This is a genomic window from Mesorhizobium sp. ES1-4 (genome assembly GCF_020164745.1).
Lineage (GTDB): Bacteria > Pseudomonadota > Alphaproteobacteria > Rhizobiales > Rhizobiaceae > Mesorhizobium.
Genome location: NZ_JAIUGV010000007.1, coordinates 56,958 through 75,186, shown reverse-complemented (window position 1 = coordinate 75,186; position 18,229 = coordinate 56,958). Strand labels below are relative to the sequence as shown.

Genomic DNA, 18,229 nt, shown 5'->3' with positions numbered 1-18,229 from the left:
CTGGGAGGGTGCTGACCTTGGCGACTAGCCGGAATCTCTCCGTCGTCATCCTGGGCGAAGCAAGGAGCGAAGCGACGCGGCGAAGACCCCAGGATGACGACGGCGTGGTGATCGTCGCGTGCGCGAAAAAAGCTAATTCGCTGTCCCCAGCGCCTTGTCCAGCGCTTCCCTGACGTCGGCCGGCCATGTCGCCGCCGCCGGCCATGCGTTCGGCTGGCCATTGTCGCCGCGGCGGGCGAAGTAGAGCTTGTGCTGGGCCGGGTCGACCGCCATGAAGCCGTCATTGCCGCCGCAATCATGCGGCACGCAGCCGCTGGCGTAGAAGGCGCCCGAAGCGGTCTTTTCCGTACCGCCGCCGACCAGCAGGCTGGTCGCCATGTCGGTCATGTCCTTGCCCAGCAGCTTTTCGGCTTCCTTGTAGACGGCCTCGTTGTGGAAGGCGTCGATGATGTTCTGGTACTTTTCCGGATCGATGTCCTTCCAGTCGGTGCCGGGTTCCGGCATGTAGGTGAGATTGCCCGAAATGGTCAGCCCGTCGGTCGGCGACCATTGCAAAGCCGGCTTCCCTTCCCCCGGCAGCAAATAGGGCACGAAATAGATGGCGTTGTCGGACACCGCCGATGGCGGCGAGCCGCACTCGTCCTGCTCGACCTTGGTGCTCTGGATCCCGCCGCCTTCCGGCTTCCAGACGATCACTGTCGCCGGGCCGCATTGGTTGCCGCCGTCGCCGACATCGAACAAGGCCACCTTGATGCCGCCGACCTCGACGATCTTGTCGAAGAACACATCATAGTTGCTCGCCAGCTCCTTGCCGTTATAGGCTAGCACCTTTTCGCCGTACTGTTCCTTCTGGGTGATGGTCAGCTGGCCGCCCTCGAACGGCACGGGCGCCTGGCTGTCGTCATCGGCGGCGTTTGCGGTATCCGCATCAGCGGCCGGCTTCTCCGCCGAAGGGGCCGCCTGTTGCGCGGCGGGCGTCTGGGTCTGCGCCTGCGCAAACGCGGCGGGCGCCGCCAACAAGGCCAGCCCGCAAACCCCGGCAAGAAGCTGCTGTCTCATCACCGTCCCTCCGTCAGTCGCCACCCGGCCCGGAAGGGCCGGGCCTATCGGCCGCTCAGGCCCAGGGGCGCTGTTCGGCGTTGCGCTTCTCGAACGAGGCGATGGCGCCGGCCTTCTCCATGGTCAGGCCGATGTCGTCGAGCCCGTTGAGCAGGCAGTGCCGCTTGAAGTCGTCGAGGTCGAATTTGACCACGCCGCCATCGGGACCACGGATTTCCTTGGCCTCGAGATCGACCGACAAAGTCGCGTTGGAGCCGCGCGAAGCGTCGTCCATCAGCTTCTCCAGGTCCTCGGGGCTGACGGTGATCGGCAGCACGCCGTTCTTGAAGCAGTTGTTGTAGAAGATGTCGGCGAACGAGGTCGAGATGACGCAGCGTATGCCGAAGTCGAGCAGCGCCCACGGCGCATGCTCGCGGCTCGAGCCGCAGCCGAAATTGTCGCCGGCGACCAGGATCTGCGCCTTGCGGTAAGCCGGCTTGTTGAGCACGAAGTCCGGATTTTCCGAACCGTCGTCCTTGTAGCGCATCTCGGCGAACAGGCCGGTGCCGAGCCCGGTGCGCTTGATCGTCTTGAGATAATCCTTCGGGATGATCATGTCGGTGTCGACATTGACGATCGGCATGGGAGCGGCGACGCCGGTGAGCTTGGTGAATTTTTCCATGGCTTTGGCCCGTGTTTTCGTTGCGGGGGATTTTTGCTGAGCCCGGTTTACACAAAGCTGCGGGCAAATAAAAGGTGACTGTTGGCGCGCGCCCGCCCAAGGTGCCGACGAAACGGCTTCGAATTCGCTACCCGATGGTGCAGTCTGGCGGCATGTCGGAAAACGCACACGTCCTTTACGCACGCGAACCCGGGCTCGACGTTGACGACTTCCGCCGCGTGCTGGTGGACTCCGGCCTCGGCGAGATCCGTCCCGTCGATGACGCCGCCCGGTTGCGGGCGATGCTGTCGGGAGCCGATCTGGTGGTGACCGCCCGCCTCGACATCGAAGGCAAGCCGCTGATTGGCGTCGTCAGGGCGATGACGGATTTTTCCTGGGTCTGCTACATCTCCGATCTCGCCGTCTCGGCCAGGGCGCAAGGGCTTGGCGTCGGCAAGGGCCTGATGGACGAGGCGCGGCAGCAGCTCGGCCCCTCCGTCGCCATCAGCCTGGTTTCCGTGCCCGACGCGGTCGGCTTCTACGAGCGCATCGGCATGAAGCGCATGCCCGACGCCTTCTGGTTCTCACGCACGCGCTGATTTCTTCTCCCGTTACGCTGCCCAGTCGTCGATGGGTGCGAACTTGCGTCTTGACATGCAACCAAAAGGTTGCATATTAACGCCATGAGCATGGATGCCGTCTTTCGCGCCCTGGCCGACCCGACACGCCGGCAATTGCTGGACAGCCTTCATGCCAGGAACGGGCAGACGCTGAATGCCCTGGGCGCGGACATGGCCATGACCCGCCAGGCGGTGACCAAGCACCTGGCGATCCTGGAAGAGGCGAACCTCGTCACCAGCATCCGCCGGGGCCGAGAGAAGGAGCACTACCTCAACCCGGTTCCGATCAACGAGATCGCCGAACGCTGGATCGGCAAGTTCGAGCGGGGGCGGCTGACCGCCCTCAGCGATCTGAAGAGACGCCTCGAAAGGGAAGACTGATGAGCAACAGCTTCGTTTATGTGACTTATATCCGCACCACGCCCGAAAAGCTCTGGAAAGCCTTGACCGACCCGGAGTTCAATCGCCAGTTCTTCCTCTGCTCCTACCAGGAGAGCGAGTGGAAAGTAGGCTCGAGCTGGAAGTTGATCTTCCCGGACGGACGCGTCGCCGACAGCGGCGAGATCCTCGAGATCGACCCGCCGCGGCGCCTCGTCATCAAATGGCGCAACGAATGGATGCCCGAGGTGAAAGAAGACGGCTACACGCGTTGCACCTTCACGATCGAACAGGACGGCGAACTGACGAAGCTTGCCGTTACCCATGAGGCCGGCGGGCCGCACAGACTGATCGGCAATGTCGCCAAGGGCTGGCCGCTGGTGCTGGCCAGCCTCAAGAGCCTGCTCGAGACCGGCAAGGGTTTTGAGCGCCCGCCATCAAAAGGATGAAAGCCTTGTTTCGATAGCGAAACGAATTAGGAGGCATCCATGATGCACATTCCCAGGGTGCAGAGCATGACCAACGGCGATACCGTCATGGCCTCCGTAGAGATCGAAGCGCCTCCGGAGCGTATCTTCAGGGCCCTGGTCGGCAAGGAAGTCGAGCAATGGTGGGGGTCCGCCGATACCTACCGGATGGTTGACTGGTCGGCCGACCTTCGCGTCGGTGGCCATTGGACCGTTGTTGTCCGCACGGCGGACGGCAAGGCCATGCCGGCCAGCGGCGAATTCCTCGACATCGAAGCGCCGCGCCGCATCGTGCAGACGCGGACCTATGACTGGGACCATCCCACGCTTGGCCGGAGGCAAACCACGGTAGCCTGGCTGCTGCAGCAGGTTGGCAGGGGTACGCGCCTCACCGTCTGCCATGGCGGCTTTGCGGGACTGAGCAATGCGGCGACCGAACATGCCGAGGGCTGGGCGCGGGTGCTGGCCTGGCTGCAAGCGCATGTGGACGCTGAAAGACCGGCTGCGCATGAGCAGCGGATCGATGATGGCAAAGCTTCGCGCAGCCCCTGTCCGCCTTGACCCACACCTTACCCTGCCCACATCCCATGCATGGGAAAACAGGCATTTTTGCATGGGAAAACAGGCATTTTTCATAGGCACGGCCGGCTGGGGCATTCCGACCCGATACAGGCAAGATTTTCCGCAACCCGGATCGCATCTCGAACGCTATTCCAGGCATTTTCCGATCGTCGAGATCGACACATCCTTCTACAAGCCGCACCGCCGCGAGACCTATGAGCGCTGGGCAGGCGCCGTGCCGGAGCACTTCCGCTTCGCCGTCAAGGTGCCGAAGGCCATCACTCATGAGCGCCGCCTCGTCGACTGCGGCGACCTCTTGGAAAGCTTTCTCCGACAGGTCGAAGGTCTCGGTGGAAAGCTGAGCGTGCTTCTGGTGCAGCTGCCGCCGAGCCTGCCCTTCGAGCCGGATGTCGCGAGCGGTTTCTTCGACATGCTGCGCAAGCGGACCCAAGCCAGGCTGGTCTGCGAGCCGCGTCATGCCAGCTGGTTCGAACCGGAGGCGGAGGCGCTTCTGGCCGATCGCCGGATCGCGCGCGTCGCCGCCGATCCGGCCGCGGTGCCGACGGCGGCGGTGCCAGGCGGCTGGCCAGGCCTGGCTTATTTCCGCTGGCACGGCGCGCCGCGCGTCTACTACTCCGACTACGATGCCGAAAGCCTCGACCGAATCAGCCGGCAAGTCGAAGCGGCGGCGGCTTCCGGTGCCGAGGTCTGGGGCATTTTCGACAACACGGCCGCGGGCAATGCGCTTGGCAATGCGCTCGCTGTCGACGCGATGGTTGCCTAGACGCGGTTTTCCCTTCTCCCCTGTGGGAGAAGGAAGAAGGGCGTCTCAAATCACATTCAATTCCCGAAACGCCCGTCCCTCCGCCACCCGGCCATAGCCAAATGCCGAACAATCGATCGTCCGGTAGCCGCCATGCACGATCAACTCGGCCAGCGCCTTGCCGACCGCCGGCGCCTGCTGCAGGCCGTGGCCGGAAAATCCGTTGGCGAACAGGAAATTCGTCACCTCGGGGTGCGGGCCGATCACCGCGTTCTGGTCGAGCGTGTTGTAATCGTAGTGGCCGGCCCAGGCGCGCGTCGGCTTGATGGCCTCGAAGGCCGGGATGCGGGTTGCCAGCACCGGCCAGATCACCTCTTCGAAGAGCGGCCAGTCGACATCGAAATCCCCGGGGTCGGCCGGGCCGTCGCCCTCTTCCGGCTCGGCGCCGCCGGTGAGGTAGACCGAGCCTTCCGGCCTGACATAGATGCCGGAGGGATCGACCAGCAGCGGCATGTCGGCATATTTCTCGCGCGCCTCGAAGACGAAGACGTTACGCTTGCGCGGCTCGACCGGCAGCGCCAGCCCGGCAAGGGCGGCGACCTTGCCGGCGTTCGGCCCGGCGGCGTTGACGACGATGCCGGCCTCGATCCGATCGCCATTGTCGAGGCTGACGCCGGTGACGCGGTCGCCCTGCCGCTCGACGCTGGCGACCGAAGCGCCGATGAAGTCGATCTTCTTCTCCCGCAGCGCCTTGCGGAACAGCATCAGCATGGCATGCGCATCGAACCAGCCCTCGCCCGTCCGGCCATAGGCGCCGGCGGCGATGCCTTCGGCCGACAGCCAGGGGAAGCGGCGCGTCAGTGCATCCGCGTCCTCGAGCAGGATGTCGGCGCCCTCGGCGACCTGCGCTTCATGGTTGGCTTTCAGGATCGGCAGCCCGGCCTCGCCGGCGAGGATGAGATAACCGCCCTCGCGAAAGCCGATATCGGCATCGCTGCCGAATTCTTCCTTCAGCCGCCGGAACAGTTTCAGGGTGAATTGCGATAGGCGGATGTTTTCCGGAATCGAGAATTGCTGGCGGATCGAGGCCATGGACAGCGTCGTCGCCGCATGGGCGAATTGCGGGTCGCGCTCGATCAGCGCGATCGAGCCGGAAAACCCTTCCTCGCGCAGATAGTAGGCGACCGAGGACCCGACGATGGCTCCGCCGATGATGACGATGTCGTAGCGCACTTTTTTCTCCGATCCACTGCCGGTGTCCTTACGCGACAGGCAAGACAATCTCGAAGCGCGTGCCGCGCGCGCTGTCAACCAGCCGGATCGTACCATCATGCGCTTTCAGGAGGGCCAGCACGATACCGAGGCCCATGCCGGTGCCGCCGGACTCGCGCCGCGTCGTGAAGAACGGCTCGAAAATGCGCGCCCGGTTGCTCGGTGAAATGCCCGCGCCGTCGTCGCCGACCAGCACCGTCGCCTTGCCGCCAGCGCTTGCGGCGGTGATCAAGACCTGCGTCGCGCCGTGCCTGGCGGAATTGTCTATCAGATTGCCAAACACGATTGCCGCATTCTCGGCCGATATGCGCAACGCCAGATCGCCGCCCACCTCGACGCGCACCGCCAGCCTGGTGTCGACGGGGAGCAGAGCCAGCGCCCCCTTCACCGACGTGCTCTCGCCGCTAGGCGCGAGATTTTCCGCGCGCGCCAGGTCGAGCAGCCGCCGGACCAGCAGGTTGAGCCGCCCGGCATCGGTGACGATATTGTCGGAGAAGCGCCGCCGCTCGTCATCATCCATCGCAGAGCCGGAATCACGCAGCAGCTCGGCCGCGCCCTGGATCGCCGTCAGCGGCGACTTGAGTTCGTGCGAGACATGAGTGGCGAAAGTCTGGATCGAGTCAGAGCGCGCTTGCAGCTTTTCGGCCATTTCGAGGAAAGCGGCGGAAAGTTCGGCCATTTCGTAGGTGCCGTGATGGTCGAGCGGCCGGATCGCGTCGCGTTCTCCGGCGGCGATGCGCTGGGTGCGGTCGATCAGCGCATAGATCGGCCGGCTGACGGTGCGCAGGAACACCAGGCCGATCAGCAGCGTGCCGCCGAGGATGGCAATGGCCGCCAACGTCACCTTGCCACGCTCGCCATAGAGATGCTTGACGATGTTGTTGGGCGTCCGCGAAACATAGACCACGCCGGCGACATGGCGGTCGACGGCTACGGGCAAAGCAACGAAGACACGCACTCTGGTGCCGCGGCTGACCGAATAGAGCGGCGGCGCCGGCTGGTCGGAAATGCGCAGCCTGAGCGCGCTGGCATAGCGGCCGTCAAGCGCGGCGCGCACCTCCTGGACTTCGGCCAGCGACTGGCCGATCTCGTCGCGCCCGGCGATGACGACACCCCGAGGATCGAGCAGCCGGAAGCCGGCCAGCGTGGTTTTTTGCGTGGCGTCGAGAATGCCGGACAGACGCGCGCCGATCGCGGCGAAGGCGGGATCGGCGGTGGCGGGCATGGCCGCTGGCCGTGTCGGAAGCACATAATCCGAAGCGAGATCGAGGCCCGGCTCGATCGGCCGGTATCGCCCGTCGGGATCGGGGGCGCGGCTCGCGTTTCCGCCAGCCTGCGGCATCGGGGCGCCGAGCTTGTCCGGCGAAATGCCGGCGTCGCGCACCTCCTGTGCATAGATGGCTGCGATGGCCGCCCCTTGCGCGATCAGCTCCGCCTCGGTCTGGCGGATCAGCTGGTTCTCGTAGAGGCGGAAGAAGAACAGGCCGACCAGCGGCAAGGCCATTACCAGGATCAGGATGGCGACGACGACGGTGGCAAGGCGCGGCCGCCATTTGCGGCCGATCCATTTGCGCGAAGCCGTCAGCCGCATCGGCCGAGCCGGAAGCCGACGCCGTGCACGGTCTCGATGACCTCGGGACAACCCACCGCCGCCAGCTTGGCGCGGATGTTGCGGATATGGCTGTCGACGGTGCGGTCGGCGACATGGATCTTGCCGGCATAGGCACTGGCCATCACCGCGTCGCGGTCGAGCACATGCGTCGGCCGTGCCAGAAACCCTTTCAGGATCGAGAACTCGATGCCTGTCAGGGCTAGCGGCCTGCCGTCGAAGCTGGCGCTGTGACTGGCCGGCGCCAAGGCGAGCTTGCCATGGGCGAATTGCCTGTCGTCGGCCGGCTCGGGCGGCGCCGGGCGGGCACGGCGCAGGATGACGTTGACGCGGGCGACCAGCTCGCGTGGGCTGAACGGCTTTGTCACATAGTCGTCGCCGCCCATTTCCAGGCCAAGGATGCGATCTATTTCTTCGTCGCGCGCCGACAGGAACAGCACCGGCACATCGCAGGTGTGTCGCAGCCGCCGGCAGACCTCCAGCCCGTCCATTTCCGGCATGCCGATGTCGAGCACGACAAGGTCGGGCGGGCGCCGTTCGATCGCCCGCAAGGCGGCGGCGCCATCGGCAACCGCAGCCGTCTTCATGCCGGCCTTCTCCAGCGCGAAGCAGATCACTTCGCGGATATGCGGGTCATCGTCGGCGACGAGGATGTGATGCGGCATGGATCAGCGGCCCGGCGGGTAAGGTTCGGAAACGGAGGGAATCACAGGCAAGGCCCTGGTGTCGAGATAGAAGAGCAGGCGCCGGTCGCGAAAGCTCCAGGCCCGCCAGTTTTCCAGGGCGTTGCGGTACCATCCCTCGTCGACGCCGCGCAGTCTCGCAAGTTCGCGGACAGCGCCGGCTTGGGCCGTCCCGCCCTGATGATCGAGGAAGCGATCGAGCGCCGGAAACGCGCTTGGGCCGAGCGAGCGCAGATACCAGCCGTCGAGGGGGATGCCTTGTCCGGTCATTTCTAGGGAATGGTCGACATTATAAGTGGCGATCGTTGCCGCGAAATCGATGAAACAGCAGGCATAAAGCGTCGCCGATAACGTCAGAAGATTGGCGGACGAGAGCCATTCATTGGATTTTCCGAGCGCGATGCGGGCGATGATCAGCGCAAGCCCGGCCGCCACCAGCCCCATCCAGACGAAAGTCGCGATGCGCCAGTATGTCAGCGCATAGATGCCGACATAGAGGTCGAGACGCAGGATCGACGAGACGACGAGCAGGATGTTCTGTGCCACCCAGGCATAGACCAGCCGGCGGATGAGCGGATCGGCGGATGTTTCGCTTCCGGGCCTGAGTGCCGCAAGGACAAAACCGGCGGCAAGCAGCGCGGTGACGATGAGCGGATAGGCGCCGCGATGCGCATAGGCCGCGTAGCTCAAGCCGTCGGGCAGGGCGACGCCGCCCCAGAGATAGGTGGCGTCGAGCGCGGTCTGCAACGCGAACAGCGCATTGAAGACGATCAGTGCGCGCAGGATGGCGGCCTTGCCGAACACTATGGTCTCGACGGCATCCGGGCTGGCCGCCTGTCGAGCATCGGCGGGAGGAGGGCTGGGGACACGCCGGCGAAAGCGCGGCAGGCGAGGCCGCAGGAAAGCCCAGACCGCGGCGAGCACGAACAGCCAGAAGGCGATCCGCGACAGCTGGATGAGATCGAGCAGCTTCGTCAGGTCGATCAGCGCCAGCCAGTATTCGATGATCGGATTGGCGGCGCCGAACAGCGCCAGGAAGACGGAGCCCAGCGCAAGCGGCATGATCCAGACCGCGATTGCCGACAGCCGGACGCGGCGCCCGCTGAAGCGGCGTGCCGCCTTGCGCCAACGGATGAAATCATTGGCGAACCGAAATGGCGCCGCCAGCCAGAACAGCCCGATCTGGCCGGCAATGCGCGCCATGCTGCGTCCCAAGCGACCGCCCAGCGAAAGCGCGAACGCCACCAGTGCTGCCAGTGCGATCGAAACGGACAGGGTGCTGACATTTTCGGCGAGCGGCAGCAGTGCGACAAGCAGGGCGGCGGGCCTGAGCCAGACCCTGCCGTCGCTGAAGGCCGTGGGATGCACGGCCACGACGGCGGCGGCGATGAGGATGGCGAACAGGAAGACCGTGATGCCGGCGGGCTGGCCATAAAAGAGGAAGTCCGCCAGCACGACCAGTAGCACGGCCACGCCGAAGCGGCTGCCGTGGCCCGGCGCGGCAGTGAACAATGATGTCATGGCCTGATCTTTCTCATGGCTTTCAGCCGGGTTGTCGGTGGGCGTTTGCGGCCGAAAGGAATGACGGTCGCCGCCGGCTTCGCACGTGGCGGGTCGGCCAGCCACCAGCCTTCGCGGCGCAGCCGGTAAGGCAGGGACCATGGGAGTTTGACTGGCTTGTGCATGCCGCCTGTCTCGCAGGCCGGCGGGGAGGCGGCAGGGCGGATCCGAGGAGGTTTTCCGCAGCCGTGTGCAGTTTTCGTGCAGGGGATGGCGGCTTGCCTCTCCCGGTCGCAACCGGCATAGATCGGATCATGACGACCGAATCCTACCGCCCGCGCCGCTCCGTGCTCTATGTCCCGGCCTCCAACGACAAGGCGCTGGCCAAGATCGCGCAGCTTGGCTGCGACGCCGTCATCATCGACCTGGAGGACGCCGTCGCTCCCGCCGACAAGATCGCCGCGCGCGAAAAGCTGGCCGGCATTTTCGCCGATCGCCCCGATGCCGGCCACAATGGTCGGCGCTGCGAGATGGTGGTGCGTGTCAACGCGCTGTCCAGCGAATGGGGTGCCGAGGATCTTGCGGCCGTAGCGAAAGCCGAGCCGGACGGCGTCCTGCTGCCCAAGGTCGAAACGCCGCGCGACGTGCTTGAGGTCGGCGATGTGCTGGACGACAATTTTGCCCCCGACAGCGTGAAACTATGGGCCATGATCGAGACGCCCAAGGCCATGCTCAACATCGGCGCCATCGCCGAACTTGGGCGCGACCCCGCCTCAAGGCTGGCTTGTTTCGTTGCCGGAACGAATGACCTGATCAAGGATACCGGCGTGCTGGCGATGCCGGACCGCGTCTATCTCCTGCCATGGCTGATGCAGATGCTGCTGGCGGCGCGCGCCGGCGACCTCGACATGCTTGATGGGGTGTTCAATGATTTTCGCGACCCGGACGCGTTTGCGCGCGAGTGCACGCAGGCCGCGGCCATGGGCTTTGACGGCAAGACGCTGATCCATCCATCGCAGGTCGAGGCCGCCAACCGCGCCTTCGCCCCATCGCCGCAGGCACTGGCCGAGGCGCGCGCGGTGAAGGATGCCTTCGCGCTCGCGCAAAACCGCGGCAAGGGCGTGATCTCGCTGGATGGCAGGATGGTCGAGCGGCTGCACCTGGCGCAGGCCGAAAAACTGCTGGCGAAGGCGGCCGCCATCGGCGCATGATATTCGCCGACTACGGATGCATGACAGGAATTGGACGATGAAGCTCTACCGCTTTCTGACCGCCCCGGACGACGCCAGCTTCTGCCACAAGGTGACCGCGGCGCTCAACAAGGGCTGGCACCTGTTCGGCTCGCCGACCTACGCCTATGACAAGAAAGCCAAGACCATGCGCTGCGGCCAGGCCGTGGTGAAGGATGTCGAAGGCCAGGAATACGGGCCGGACACCAAGCTCAGCGACTGGTAGCCGCTGCCGAGGAGAGCATCAGGCAGCATCGGCGATATCAAGGCGCACGACAAGTCCGGCCAGTGCGGCAAGATTGATCAACGTGTCCAGACTGAAATTCGCGATCCTGCCCCGCAGGAGGTCGCTAAGGCGTGGCTGGGTAATTCCGAGCCGGTTGGCTGCTTCGGCCTGAGTAACGTCCCAACTCCGCACCCGCTGTTCGATCGCGATCAGCAAGTTGGAGCGCATGGTCATGTTGGCGGACTCGGCCGGAGTATCCTCCAGCGCGTCCCACACGTTTTCAAAACTCTGACGTTCCATTGTCCTACCTCCACTAGATCTGCCTGAACCGGGATGTGGCAAGATCCAGATCGCGTTTCACCGTCTGTTGCGTCTTCTTCTGAAAGGCGTGCAGCACATAGACGGCGTCTCCTATGCTCGCGACGTAAAGCACCCGGAACGCGCCGGCGTCATCGCGGACGCGAATTTCCCGCACACCCGGGCCGACGGTCGTCATTGGCTTCCAGTCGCTTGGCTCAAGTCCGAGCTGCACCTTATGCAGCTGAACGCCTGTTTCCTTGCGCGCCGCCTCTGGAAAATTCCGGAGCTGGGCAAGGGAATCTCCAAGAAACTCCAGGCGCTTCGTCACAGGCATTGGCAGGCTTATATCAAAACTTGTATAATTGTGCAAGACGGTGACCCGTCATTGGCCGACTGATCACCATAACGAGGACTCGCGGCCCACGCTGCGATCAGGCCCTATTCCGCCGCCTCTTCGATCCTCTCCATGTCATCGTCCGACAGGCCGAAATGGTGGCCGATTTCGTGGATCAGCACGTGGGTGACGATGTCGCCCAGCGTTTCCTCGTTTTCGGCCCAGTAGTCGAGCATGGCGCGGCGGTAGAGCGTGATGCGATTCGGGCCTTCCCCGGTTTGCGGGTTCCAGCGTTCGGCGATGCCGCGTCCCTCGAACAGGCCGAGCAGGTCGAACGGCGTCTCCAGCGACAGATCGTCCATGATCTCGTCGGTCGGGAATTCGGCGATCTGGATGACGATCTCGCCGGTCAGCTTGCGAAAATCCTCCGGCAGATGGGCGTAGGCTTCCAGGGCCAGGAACTCCAATTCCTCCATCGAGGGCGCAAGTTCACCGTGCCAGGTACGGGTCTTGTAGATGCGTGCCATGCTTTGTCCTTTGATCCCGGCATATAGGCTTTCGCACCGGTCGAGGCAAATGACGCGTATGCGCCGGTTTTTCGCGCGCAGGGAGGAATAAATTCCTTATGACTCTGCTTGACTCTTCCGGGTCGCTCTGGAATCTATAGGAACATAACAGGAACAATTGTGAGTGGAAGCTGACGTCATGGCGATGACCGCCGTGGCGCGGGAGACTGTTTTTGCCCTGCGCCGCCAGATCGCGAAGATCGAGGGAACGCTGCCCGAGCGCCTGCAGGCGCCGGCGGGGGCGACCCTTGATGCCGGCGCCGGCACTGGCCGCGGCAGCGATCTGACGATCGTCCGGCGCGGGCTTGCCGCGGCCTTGCCGGATGCTTTCCTGCCCATCGGCGTCGAACGGCTCGATGCCGCGCTCGGCGGCGGCCTGCCGAAAGCCGCCCTGACCGAGATCCATGGCCTGGAAACCCGCGACGCGGGAGCCGTCGCCGGCTTCGCCCTGTCGCTCGTCAGCCTGATCCTCAACCGGGCGCGGGGGCTGCCCATCCTGTGGATCGGGACATCGGAAATTTTCCACGAGGCCGGCTTTCCCTACGCCAGGGGACTGCATGCCGCCTTCGGCATCGAGCCCGGGCAATTGCTGTTTTCCGAGGCGCCCAGGCTTGTCGATGCACTGTGGGTTGCCGAGGAGGCCGCGAGGATGACCGCGCTTGCCGCCGTGATCCTGGAAATCCGGGGCAATCCGCAGCGGCTGGACCTGACCGCCACGCGCCGCCTGCATGCGCGGGCGCAAGGGGCCGGCCGGCCGGTGCTGCTGCTGCGGCAGGCGGCCGGGCCCGAACCGACGGCGGCGCCTGTTCGGCTGAATGTCTCGTCGGCGCCGGCCGTGCCGCGCGCCACGGTCGCCGGGCCGCTCGCCGGCTCGATCGGCCATCCCGCCTTCACCATCAGCATCGGCAAGAGCCGCACGGCCGTGCCTGGACAATTCACACTGGAGTGGAACCCCGATGAACGCAGATTCGATGAAAGAAGGGGCGGCGAAAGAAACGGTGGAGACCGCGAGCGGGCAGAGAATCCTGTCGCTGTGGTTTCCCTATCTCGCGACCGAAAGGATCCTGCGGCAGCGGCTGGGGAAATCCTGGCGTTCCCGGCCGTCGCATCATCCGCCGCCATCTCACCCGCCGCTCGTGATCAGCCACCGCCAGGGCAACGCGCAGCGCATCTCGGCCCTCGACGAGCGGGCTGAGGCGCTGCACCTGAAGCGCGACATGGGGATTGCCGATGCGCGCGCCATGCATCCGTCGATCGACATCGTCGAAGCCGATCCGGAGGCCGACCGGCGCCTGCTCGAAGGCCTTGCCGACTGGTGCGACCGCTACACGCCGCTGGTGGCGCTGGACGGCATCGACGGCCTGTTCCTCGACGTCACCGGCTGCACCCATCTGTTCGGCGGCGAACGCGCCATGCTGGATGAAATCCAATCCCGCTTCTTCCAGCAGGGGTTCGACGTCCGCGCCGGGCTTGCCGCGACCCCGGGAGCCGCCTGGGCGGCGGCACGCTTTTGCGGCGACCGTATCGTTGGGTCGGGCGAGGAGGAAGCCTTGCTTGCCACCTTGCCGTTGGCCGCCCTTCGCATCGCGCCGGAAACCCGCGCCAGCCTGGAAAGTGTGGGGCTGCGCACGGCGGGCGCCGTCATGGCCGCGCCGCGCGCGCCGCTCGCCCGCCGGTTCGGCGCCACCTTGCTCCTGCGTCTCGACCAAGCGCTTGGCCGTCTCGACGAGGCGGTCTCGCCGCGCCTTCCCGTCGCGCCGCTTTCGGTCGAACGCCATCTCGCCGAGCCGGTCACCTTGACCGAGGAGATAGAGCGGTTGGTGGGCATGCTGGCGACGACCTTGAAGACCGACCTCGAACGCCGCGGCGAAGGCGCCCGGACGCTGGCGCTGCTGCTCTTTCGCGTCGACGGCGCCGTCAGCCGCATTGCGCTCGGCACCTCGCGGCCGATGCGCGAACCCTTGCTGATCCGGAAATTGTTCCATGAAAGGCTGGCAGCGCTCGAGCAGCATATCGATGCCGGTTATGGCTTCGATCTGGTGCGCCTCTCGGTGCTGGCCGTTGCCGCTTTCGACATGCAGCAGGCCGATCTGACCGGTGAAGCGGCCGATGACGGCGCCGACATCGCCCTGTTCGCCGACCGTATCCGCGCCCGCCTCGGCGAAGGCGCGGTCCTGCGGCCGGTCCCTGTGGAAAGCCATCTGCCCGAACGCGCCGTCGCCATCGTCCCCTTTACCGAGGCGCCGCGCCGGACCACGCCGCCGAGGAAGCCGGACAGGATGCAGGCGCCCAAAACCATCTTTCCGCCGGAGCGGCCGATCCGGCTGTTTCGCGCACCCGAGCCCATCGATGTGCCGGCCACCGAAATGCCGGAGGGACCGCCGCTGCATTTCCGCTGGCGCCGCGCGCTTTACCGTGTGATGCGCGCCGAAGGTCCGGAGCGCATCGCCGCCGAATGGTGGCGCCAGGCGCCAGGCGACCCGGCGGCGTCGACACGCGACTATTTCCGCATCGAGGATGCCGATGGCCGCCGCTACTGGCTCTACCGGCAAGGCCTTTACGGCGGCGCCTCACAGATCCCGCCGCGCTGGTTCATGCACGGGGTCTTCGCATGAACGCGCTGACCGTCATCCCCTATGCCGAGTTCGGCATCCAGTCGAATTTCTCCTTCCTGCGCGGCGCCTCCAAGCCGGAGGAACTGGTGGTCGCGGCCAAGCTGCTGGGCTTCTCCGCGATCGGGCTCGCCGACCGCAACAGCGTGGCCGGCGTGGTGCGCGCCTGGCAGCAGGCCAAGGTCGAAAAGCTCTCCTATCATCCAGGCTGCCGGCTGGTTTTTGGCGACGGCACCCCCGACATCCTCGCCTATCCCAGGGACCGTACGGGCTGGGGACATCTGTGCCGCATGCTCACCCAGGCCAATCTGCGTGAGGAGACCGAAAAGGGCGCCACCCTGCTGCGGCGCGACGACCTGCTCGAATGGGGAGACCGGATGTCGCTGGCGGTCCTGCCCGACCTGGCACTGGGTGCGCAGGACAGCCTGGCTTTGCTCCGTGAGCTCAAGGACCGTTTCGGCCCGGCCCTGCGGCTCGGTGTGTCGCCCTGCTATGCCGGCCATGACCGCTTCCGGATCGAGCAGGCGGCGGCGATGGCCCGGAGCGCCGGCATCCCGCTGATGGCGACCAACGACGTTCTCTATCACACGGCAGAACGCCGCCCGCTGCAGGATGTGCTGACCGCCATCCGACTCAATGTTCCGGTCGCCGAGGCGGGGCTGGAGCTGACCGCCAATGCCGAACGCCATCTGAAGCCGCCGCTGGAGATGGCGCGCCTGTTCCGCAGGCATCCGCAGGCGCTGGCGGAGACGCTGCGTTTCGGCGAAGAGCTGACCTTCTCGCTCAGTGACCTCCAGTACAATTATCCCGACGAGCCGACGGAATCGGGACTCGGCCCCCAGGCCGAGTTGGAGCGGCTGGCAAGGGAAGGAGCGGTCAACCGCTACCCGGCGGGTGTGCCCGACTCCGTGATCAAGCGCATCGAGGAAGAGCTCGCTCTGATCGAGCGCCTCAACTATGCCCGTTACTTCCTGACCGTCCACGACATCGTCAAGTTCGCGCGAAGCAAGGATATTCTCTGCCAGGGGCGTGGGTCGGCCGCCAACTCGGTCGTCTGTTTCTGCATCGGCATCACCGAAGTGGGGCCGGAGAAAATCAATTCGCTTTTCGAGCGCTTCATTTCCGAGGAAAGGAACGAGCCGCCGGACATCGACGTCGATTTCGAGCACGAAAAGCGCGAAACCGTCATCCAGTACATCTACGAGAAATACAGCGGCAAGCGCACGGCGCTGGCCGCAGCCGTCATCAGCTATCGCGGCCGCTCGGCGCTGCGCGAAGTGTCGAAGGCGATGGGCCTGTCCGAGGATGTCCGGGCATCCCTTTCCGGCTCCATCTGGGGCTGGTCGACCTCGGAACTCGGCGAGAAGGAAGCCAGGGCCGGCGGCCTCGATCGCAGCGATCCCATATCGCGGCATGTGATGGAACGCGCCAACGAGATCATGGGTTTTCCCCGCCATCTCTCTCAGCATGTCGGCGGCTTCGTCATCACCAGGGACCGGCTCGACGAGATCGTGCCCATCGTCAAGACGGCGATGGACGAGCGCAAGATGGTCGAATGGGACAAGGACGATCTGGACGCGGTGAAGATCCTGAAAGTGGATGTGCTCGCGCTCGGCATGCTGACCTGCCTGCAACGCGCCTTCACTCTGCTCACGGACCATTATCCGCGGGCACGGGATGAATTTGGCCGGCCCTATGTGCTGGCCACTCTCCCGGCGGAGAACCGACATGTCTACGACATGATCTGCCGCGCCGATACGCTCGGCGTCTTCCAGATCGAATCGCGCGCCCAGATGTCGATGCTGCCGCGTCTCCAGCCACGCGAATTCTACGACCTCGTCATCGAGGTGGCGATCGTACGCCCCGGCCCCATCCAGGGCGACATGGTCCACCCTTATCTGCGTCGCCGGCAAGGCAAGGAAAAGGCCGAGTATCAAAAGCCGGAGCTGGAAGCGATCCTCGGCAAGACGCTTGGTGTACCACTGTTCCAGGAGCAGGCGATGAACATCGCTATCGTCGCCGGCGGTTTCAAACCGGGAGAGGCCGATGAACTGCGCCGCGCCATGGCCACCTTCAAGCGCACCGGCACCATCGGCAATTACCGCCAGCGCATGATCGACGGCATGGTCGGCAAGGGCTACACGAAGGACTTCGCCGAACGCTGCTTCAAGCAGATCGAGGGCTTTGGCGAATACGGTTTCCCCGAAAGCCACGCCGCCTCCTTCGCCTTGCTCGTCTATGCCTCCTGCTGGTTTAAGACCTTCTATCCCGACGTGTTCTGCGCCGCGATCCTGAACTCGCAGCCGATGGGCTTCTATCAGCCGGCGCAGCTGGTGCGCGATGCGCGCGACCATGGCGTCGACATCCGCGAGGCCGACGTCAATTTCTCCGTCTGGGACTGCACCTTGGAAGAGGCGCCCTTCGATCCGGCCCGCATCCTGCCGCGCCATGCCGATATGCGCGGCGTCATCGAGACCAGCCATGCGCTCCGGCTCGGCTTCAGGCAGATCAAGGGCTTGTCGAAAGAACGCATGGACGCTTTCGTCGAGCGGCGCGGTTCCGGCTACTCGACCGTCAGGGATGTCTGGCTGCGCTCCGGCCTCGATGTCGACGAAATCGAAAAATTGGCACAGGCCGACGCCTTTCGGTCGATCGGCCTCGACCGCCGCGCAGCGCTGTGGGAGGTCCGCGCCCTCGACGGCAAGAGTGCCGCCGAAAAACTGCCGCTGTTCGACCAGCCGGCGCTTCGCCTGCGCGAGCTGGAGCCCGAGACGAAGCTGCCGAAAATGCCGCTCGGCGAGCATGTCATCCACGACTACCGCTCGCTCGGCCTGTCGCTGAAGGCGCATCCGGTCGCCTTCCTGCGCGAGCGACTCGACCGCGCCGGCGTCACGCCCAATGCCAGCCTGCCATCCGTACGCGACGGCAGGCGGGTCTCCGTTGCCGGTCTGGTTCTGGTGCGCCAGCGCCCTGGCAAGGGCAACGCGATCTTTCTCACGCTGGAGGACGACAAGGCCGTCGCCAACGTCATCTTCTGGGAAAGGACCTTCACCCGCTTCCGCCCCATCGTCATGGGCGCGCGCTTCGTCAAGGTCAGCGGGAAACTGCAGTCGGAATCAGGTGTCGTCCACATCGTCGCGGAAAAGATCGAGGATCTGACGCCCTGGCTGACCGTGCTGCTGGAAAAGGTCAGTGCGGCCGCACCGGTCGCCGCCGATCCTTCCGGCCGCTCCGCCAAGGCAAACGACCCGGATCGCTCCAGCCGGCCCGCGATGCGCAAAGTCGGACAGGACCTCGCGAGGCTGTCGGAAGAAGCGGAAAGGGTCATGCCCAAAGGGCGTAATTTTCAGTAGGGCGCGGCCTGTCCCACCACGCGCCTTCGTGATCCGGTCACGATCGGCAGGTGACGA

General features: G+C 65.1%; 19 protein-coding genes. 10 read left to right on the top strand and 9 right to left on the bottom strand.

Annotated features, from left to right (window positions below):
- Window positions 1-132: 132 nt before the first annotated feature.
- Both LB556_RS14900 and leuD read right to left on the bottom strand, forming a co-directional pair.
- Entirely contained in the window at window positions 133-1,059 is a 927-nt protein-coding gene (locus LB556_RS14900; protein WP_224568241.1) for a hypothetical protein, read from the bottom strand.
- Between the two features lie 55 nt (window positions 1,060-1,114).
- Window positions 1,115-1,720 carry a 3-isopropylmalate dehydratase small subunit gene (gene leuD / locus LB556_RS14895; RefSeq protein ID WP_224568239.1) on the bottom strand — a complete coding sequence of 202 codons (606 nt, stop codon included), beginning with the start codon at window positions 1,718-1,720 and terminating at the stop codon, window positions 1,115-1,117.
- A 152-nt stretch (window positions 1,721-1,872) separates the two neighbouring features.
- On the opposite strand from leuD, the gene LB556_RS14890 reads away from it, so the two are divergent.
- The 5 genes from LB556_RS14890 to LB556_RS14870 all read left to right on the top strand — a co-directional run bounded on the left by LB556_RS14890 (window position 1,873) and on the right by LB556_RS14870 (window position 4,509).
- Complete coding sequence (locus tag LB556_RS14890) at window positions 1,873-2,298, top strand: GNAT family N-acetyltransferase (protein ID WP_224568237.1); 426 nt, start codon at window positions 1,873-1,875, stop codon at window positions 2,296-2,298.
- A gap of 84 nt (window positions 2,299-2,382) precedes the next feature.
- The gene (locus LB556_RS14885) at window positions 2,383-2,700 is read left to right on the top strand and encodes an ArsR/SmtB family transcription factor (RefSeq protein WP_224568235.1); all 318 of its coding nucleotides are present in this window, start codon (window positions 2,383-2,385) and stop codon (window positions 2,698-2,700) included.
- Window positions 2,700-3,146, top strand: coding sequence for an SRPBCC family protein (locus LB556_RS14880; RefSeq protein WP_224568233.1), 447 nt, complete (start codon window positions 2,700-2,702; stop codon window positions 3,144-3,146). Before LB556_RS14885 ends, LB556_RS14880 begins: the two co-directional genes overlap by 1 nt.
- Window positions 3,147-3,185: 39 nt before the next feature.
- Window positions 3,186-3,725 (top strand): SRPBCC domain-containing protein, encoded by a 540-nt coding sequence (locus LB556_RS14875; protein ID WP_224568231.1) that lies wholly within the window; start codon window positions 3,186-3,188, stop codon window positions 3,723-3,725.
- Window positions 3,726-3,777: 52 nt separating this feature from the next.
- Complete coding sequence (locus tag LB556_RS14870; RefSeq protein WP_224568229.1) at window positions 3,778-4,509, top strand: DUF72 domain-containing protein; 732 nt, start codon at window positions 3,778-3,780, stop codon at window positions 4,507-4,509.
- Between the two features lie 45 nt (window positions 4,510-4,554).
- On the opposite strand, the gene LB556_RS14865 is transcribed toward LB556_RS14870, so the two are convergent.
- The 4 genes from LB556_RS14865 to LB556_RS14850 are packed head-to-tail and all read right to left on the bottom strand — an operon-like array spanning window position 4,555 to window position 9,573.
- The gene (locus tag LB556_RS14865; RefSeq protein WP_224568226.1) at window positions 4,555-5,721 is read right to left on the bottom strand and encodes an NAD(P)/FAD-dependent oxidoreductase; all 1,167 of its coding nucleotides are present in this window, start codon (window positions 5,719-5,721) and stop codon (window positions 4,555-4,557) included.
- Between the two features lie 28 nt (window positions 5,722-5,749).
- Window positions 5,750-7,351 carry a sensor histidine kinase gene (locus LB556_RS14860; protein WP_224568224.1) on the bottom strand — a complete coding sequence of 534 codons (1,602 nt, stop codon included), beginning with the start codon at window positions 7,349-7,351 and terminating at the stop codon, window positions 5,750-5,752.
- The gene (locus LB556_RS14855) at window positions 7,342-8,034 is read right to left on the bottom strand and encodes a response regulator transcription factor (RefSeq protein WP_224568222.1); all 693 of its coding nucleotides are present in this window, start codon (window positions 8,032-8,034) and stop codon (window positions 7,342-7,344) included. Before LB556_RS14855 ends, LB556_RS14860 begins: the two co-directional genes overlap by 10 nt.
- Window positions 8,035-8,037: 3 nt before the next feature.
- Window positions 8,038-9,573, bottom strand: a complete 1,536-nt coding sequence (locus LB556_RS14850; protein ID WP_224568220.1) for a DUF4173 domain-containing protein — start codon at window positions 9,571-9,573, stop codon at window positions 8,038-8,040.
- 293 nt (window positions 9,574-9,866) lie between these two features.
- On the opposite strand from LB556_RS14850, the gene LB556_RS14845 reads away from it, so the two are divergent.
- On the top strand, window positions 9,867-10,763 hold the full coding sequence (locus tag LB556_RS14845; protein ID WP_224568217.1) for an HpcH/HpaI aldolase/citrate lyase family protein: 897 nt from the start codon (window positions 9,867-9,869) through the stop codon (window positions 10,761-10,763).
- Window positions 10,764-10,800: 37 nt separating this feature from the next.
- Window positions 10,801-11,007, top strand: a complete 207-nt coding sequence (locus tag LB556_RS14840; protein WP_023769479.1) for a DUF1737 domain-containing protein — start codon at window positions 10,801-10,803, stop codon at window positions 11,005-11,007.
- An 18-nt stretch (window positions 11,008-11,025) separates the two neighbouring features.
- On the opposite strand, the gene LB556_RS14835 is transcribed toward LB556_RS14840, so the two are convergent.
- The 3 genes from LB556_RS14835 to LB556_RS14825 form a co-directional block, all read right to left on the bottom strand.
- A complete protein-coding gene (locus LB556_RS14835) occupies window positions 11,026-11,307 on the bottom strand; it encodes a helix-turn-helix domain-containing protein (protein WP_224568216.1) in 282 nt (93 codons plus the stop codon).
- A 13-nt stretch (window positions 11,308-11,320) separates the two neighbouring features.
- Window positions 11,321-11,641, bottom strand: a complete 321-nt coding sequence (locus tag LB556_RS14830; RefSeq protein WP_224568214.1) for a type II toxin-antitoxin system RelE/ParE family toxin — start codon at window positions 11,639-11,641, stop codon at window positions 11,321-11,323.
- Between the two features lie 104 nt (window positions 11,642-11,745).
- Window positions 11,746-12,168, bottom strand: a complete 423-nt coding sequence (locus LB556_RS14825) for a metallopeptidase family protein (protein WP_027055474.1) — start codon at window positions 12,166-12,168, stop codon at window positions 11,746-11,748.
- Between the two features lie 178 nt (window positions 12,169-12,346).
- Here LB556_RS14825 and LB556_RS14820 point away from each other — a divergent pair, with 178 nt between their 5' ends.
- The 3 genes from LB556_RS14820 to LB556_RS14810 are packed head-to-tail and all read left to right on the top strand — an operon-like array spanning window position 12,347 to window position 18,172.
- Window positions 12,347-13,402: an ImuA family protein gene (locus tag LB556_RS14820; RefSeq protein WP_224568707.1), complete on the top strand. Its 1,056-nt coding sequence runs from the start codon at window positions 12,347-12,349 to the stop codon at window positions 13,400-13,402.
- Complete coding sequence (locus LB556_RS14815; protein WP_224568212.1) at window positions 13,344-14,822, top strand: DUF6504 family protein; 1,479 nt, start codon at window positions 13,344-13,346, stop codon at window positions 14,820-14,822. The genes LB556_RS14820 and LB556_RS14815 overlap by 59 nt, the downstream gene beginning before the upstream one ends.
- Window positions 14,819-18,172 carry an error-prone DNA polymerase gene (locus tag LB556_RS14810; RefSeq protein ID WP_224568210.1) on the top strand — a complete coding sequence of 1,118 codons (3,354 nt, stop codon included), beginning with the start codon at window positions 14,819-14,821 and terminating at the stop codon, window positions 18,170-18,172. The genes LB556_RS14815 and LB556_RS14810 overlap by 4 nt, the downstream gene beginning before the upstream one ends.
- Window positions 18,173-18,229: the final 57 nt, after the last annotated feature.

What these genes read in the sequence shown, in the direction of transcription:
- LB556_RS14900 (WP_224568241.1), bottom strand. Translation starts at nt 1,059, where the DNA reads ATGAGACAGCAGCTTCTTGCCGGGGTTTGCGGGCTGGCCTTGTTGGCG.
- leuD (WP_224568239.1), bottom strand. Translation starts at nt 1,720, where the DNA reads ATGGAAAAATTCACCAAGCTCACCGGCGTCGCCGCTCCCATGCCGATC.
- LB556_RS14890 (WP_224568237.1), top strand. Translation starts at nt 1,873, where the DNA reads ATGTCGGAAAACGCACACGTCCTTTACGCACGCGAACCCGGGCTCGAC.
- LB556_RS14885 (WP_224568235.1), top strand. Translation starts at nt 2,383, where the DNA reads ATGAGCATGGATGCCGTCTTTCGCGCCCTGGCCGACCCGACACGCCGG.
- LB556_RS14880 (WP_224568233.1), top strand. Translation starts at nt 2,700, where the DNA reads ATGAGCAACAGCTTCGTTTATGTGACTTATATCCGCACCACGCCCGAA.
- LB556_RS14875 (WP_224568231.1), top strand. Translation starts at nt 3,186, where the DNA reads ATGATGCACATTCCCAGGGTGCAGAGCATGACCAACGGCGATACCGTC.
- LB556_RS14870 (WP_224568229.1), top strand. Translation starts at nt 3,778, where the DNA reads ATGGGAAAACAGGCATTTTTCATAGGCACGGCCGGCTGGGGCATTCCG.
- LB556_RS14860 (WP_224568224.1), bottom strand. Translation starts at nt 7,351, where the DNA reads ATGCGGCTGACGGCTTCGCGCAAATGGATCGGCCGCAAATGGCGGCCG.
- LB556_RS14855 (WP_224568222.1), bottom strand. Translation starts at nt 8,034, where the DNA reads ATGCCGCATCACATCCTCGTCGCCGACGATGACCCGCATATCCGCGAA.
- LB556_RS14850 (WP_224568220.1), bottom strand. Translation starts at nt 9,573, where the DNA reads ATGACATCATTGTTCACTGCCGCGCCGGGCCACGGCAGCCGCTTCGGC.
- LB556_RS14845 (WP_224568217.1), top strand. Translation starts at nt 9,867, where the DNA reads ATGACGACCGAATCCTACCGCCCGCGCCGCTCCGTGCTCTATGTCCCG.
- LB556_RS14840 (WP_023769479.1), top strand. Translation starts at nt 10,801, where the DNA reads ATGAAGCTCTACCGCTTTCTGACCGCCCCGGACGACGCCAGCTTCTGC.
- LB556_RS14835 (WP_224568216.1), bottom strand. Translation starts at nt 11,307, where the DNA reads ATGGAACGTCAGAGTTTTGAAAACGTGTGGGACGCGCTGGAGGATACT.
- LB556_RS14830 (WP_224568214.1), bottom strand. Translation starts at nt 11,641, where the DNA reads ATGCCTGTGACGAAGCGCCTGGAGTTTCTTGGAGATTCCCTTGCCCAG.
- LB556_RS14825 (WP_027055474.1), bottom strand. Translation starts at nt 12,168, where the DNA reads ATGGCACGCATCTACAAGACCCGTACCTGGCACGGTGAACTTGCGCCC.
- LB556_RS14820 (WP_224568707.1), top strand. Translation starts at nt 12,347, where the DNA reads ATGGCGATGACCGCCGTGGCGCGGGAGACTGTTTTTGCCCTGCGCCGC.
- LB556_RS14810 (WP_224568210.1), top strand. Translation starts at nt 14,819, where the DNA reads ATGAACGCGCTGACCGTCATCCCCTATGCCGAGTTCGGCATCCAGTCG.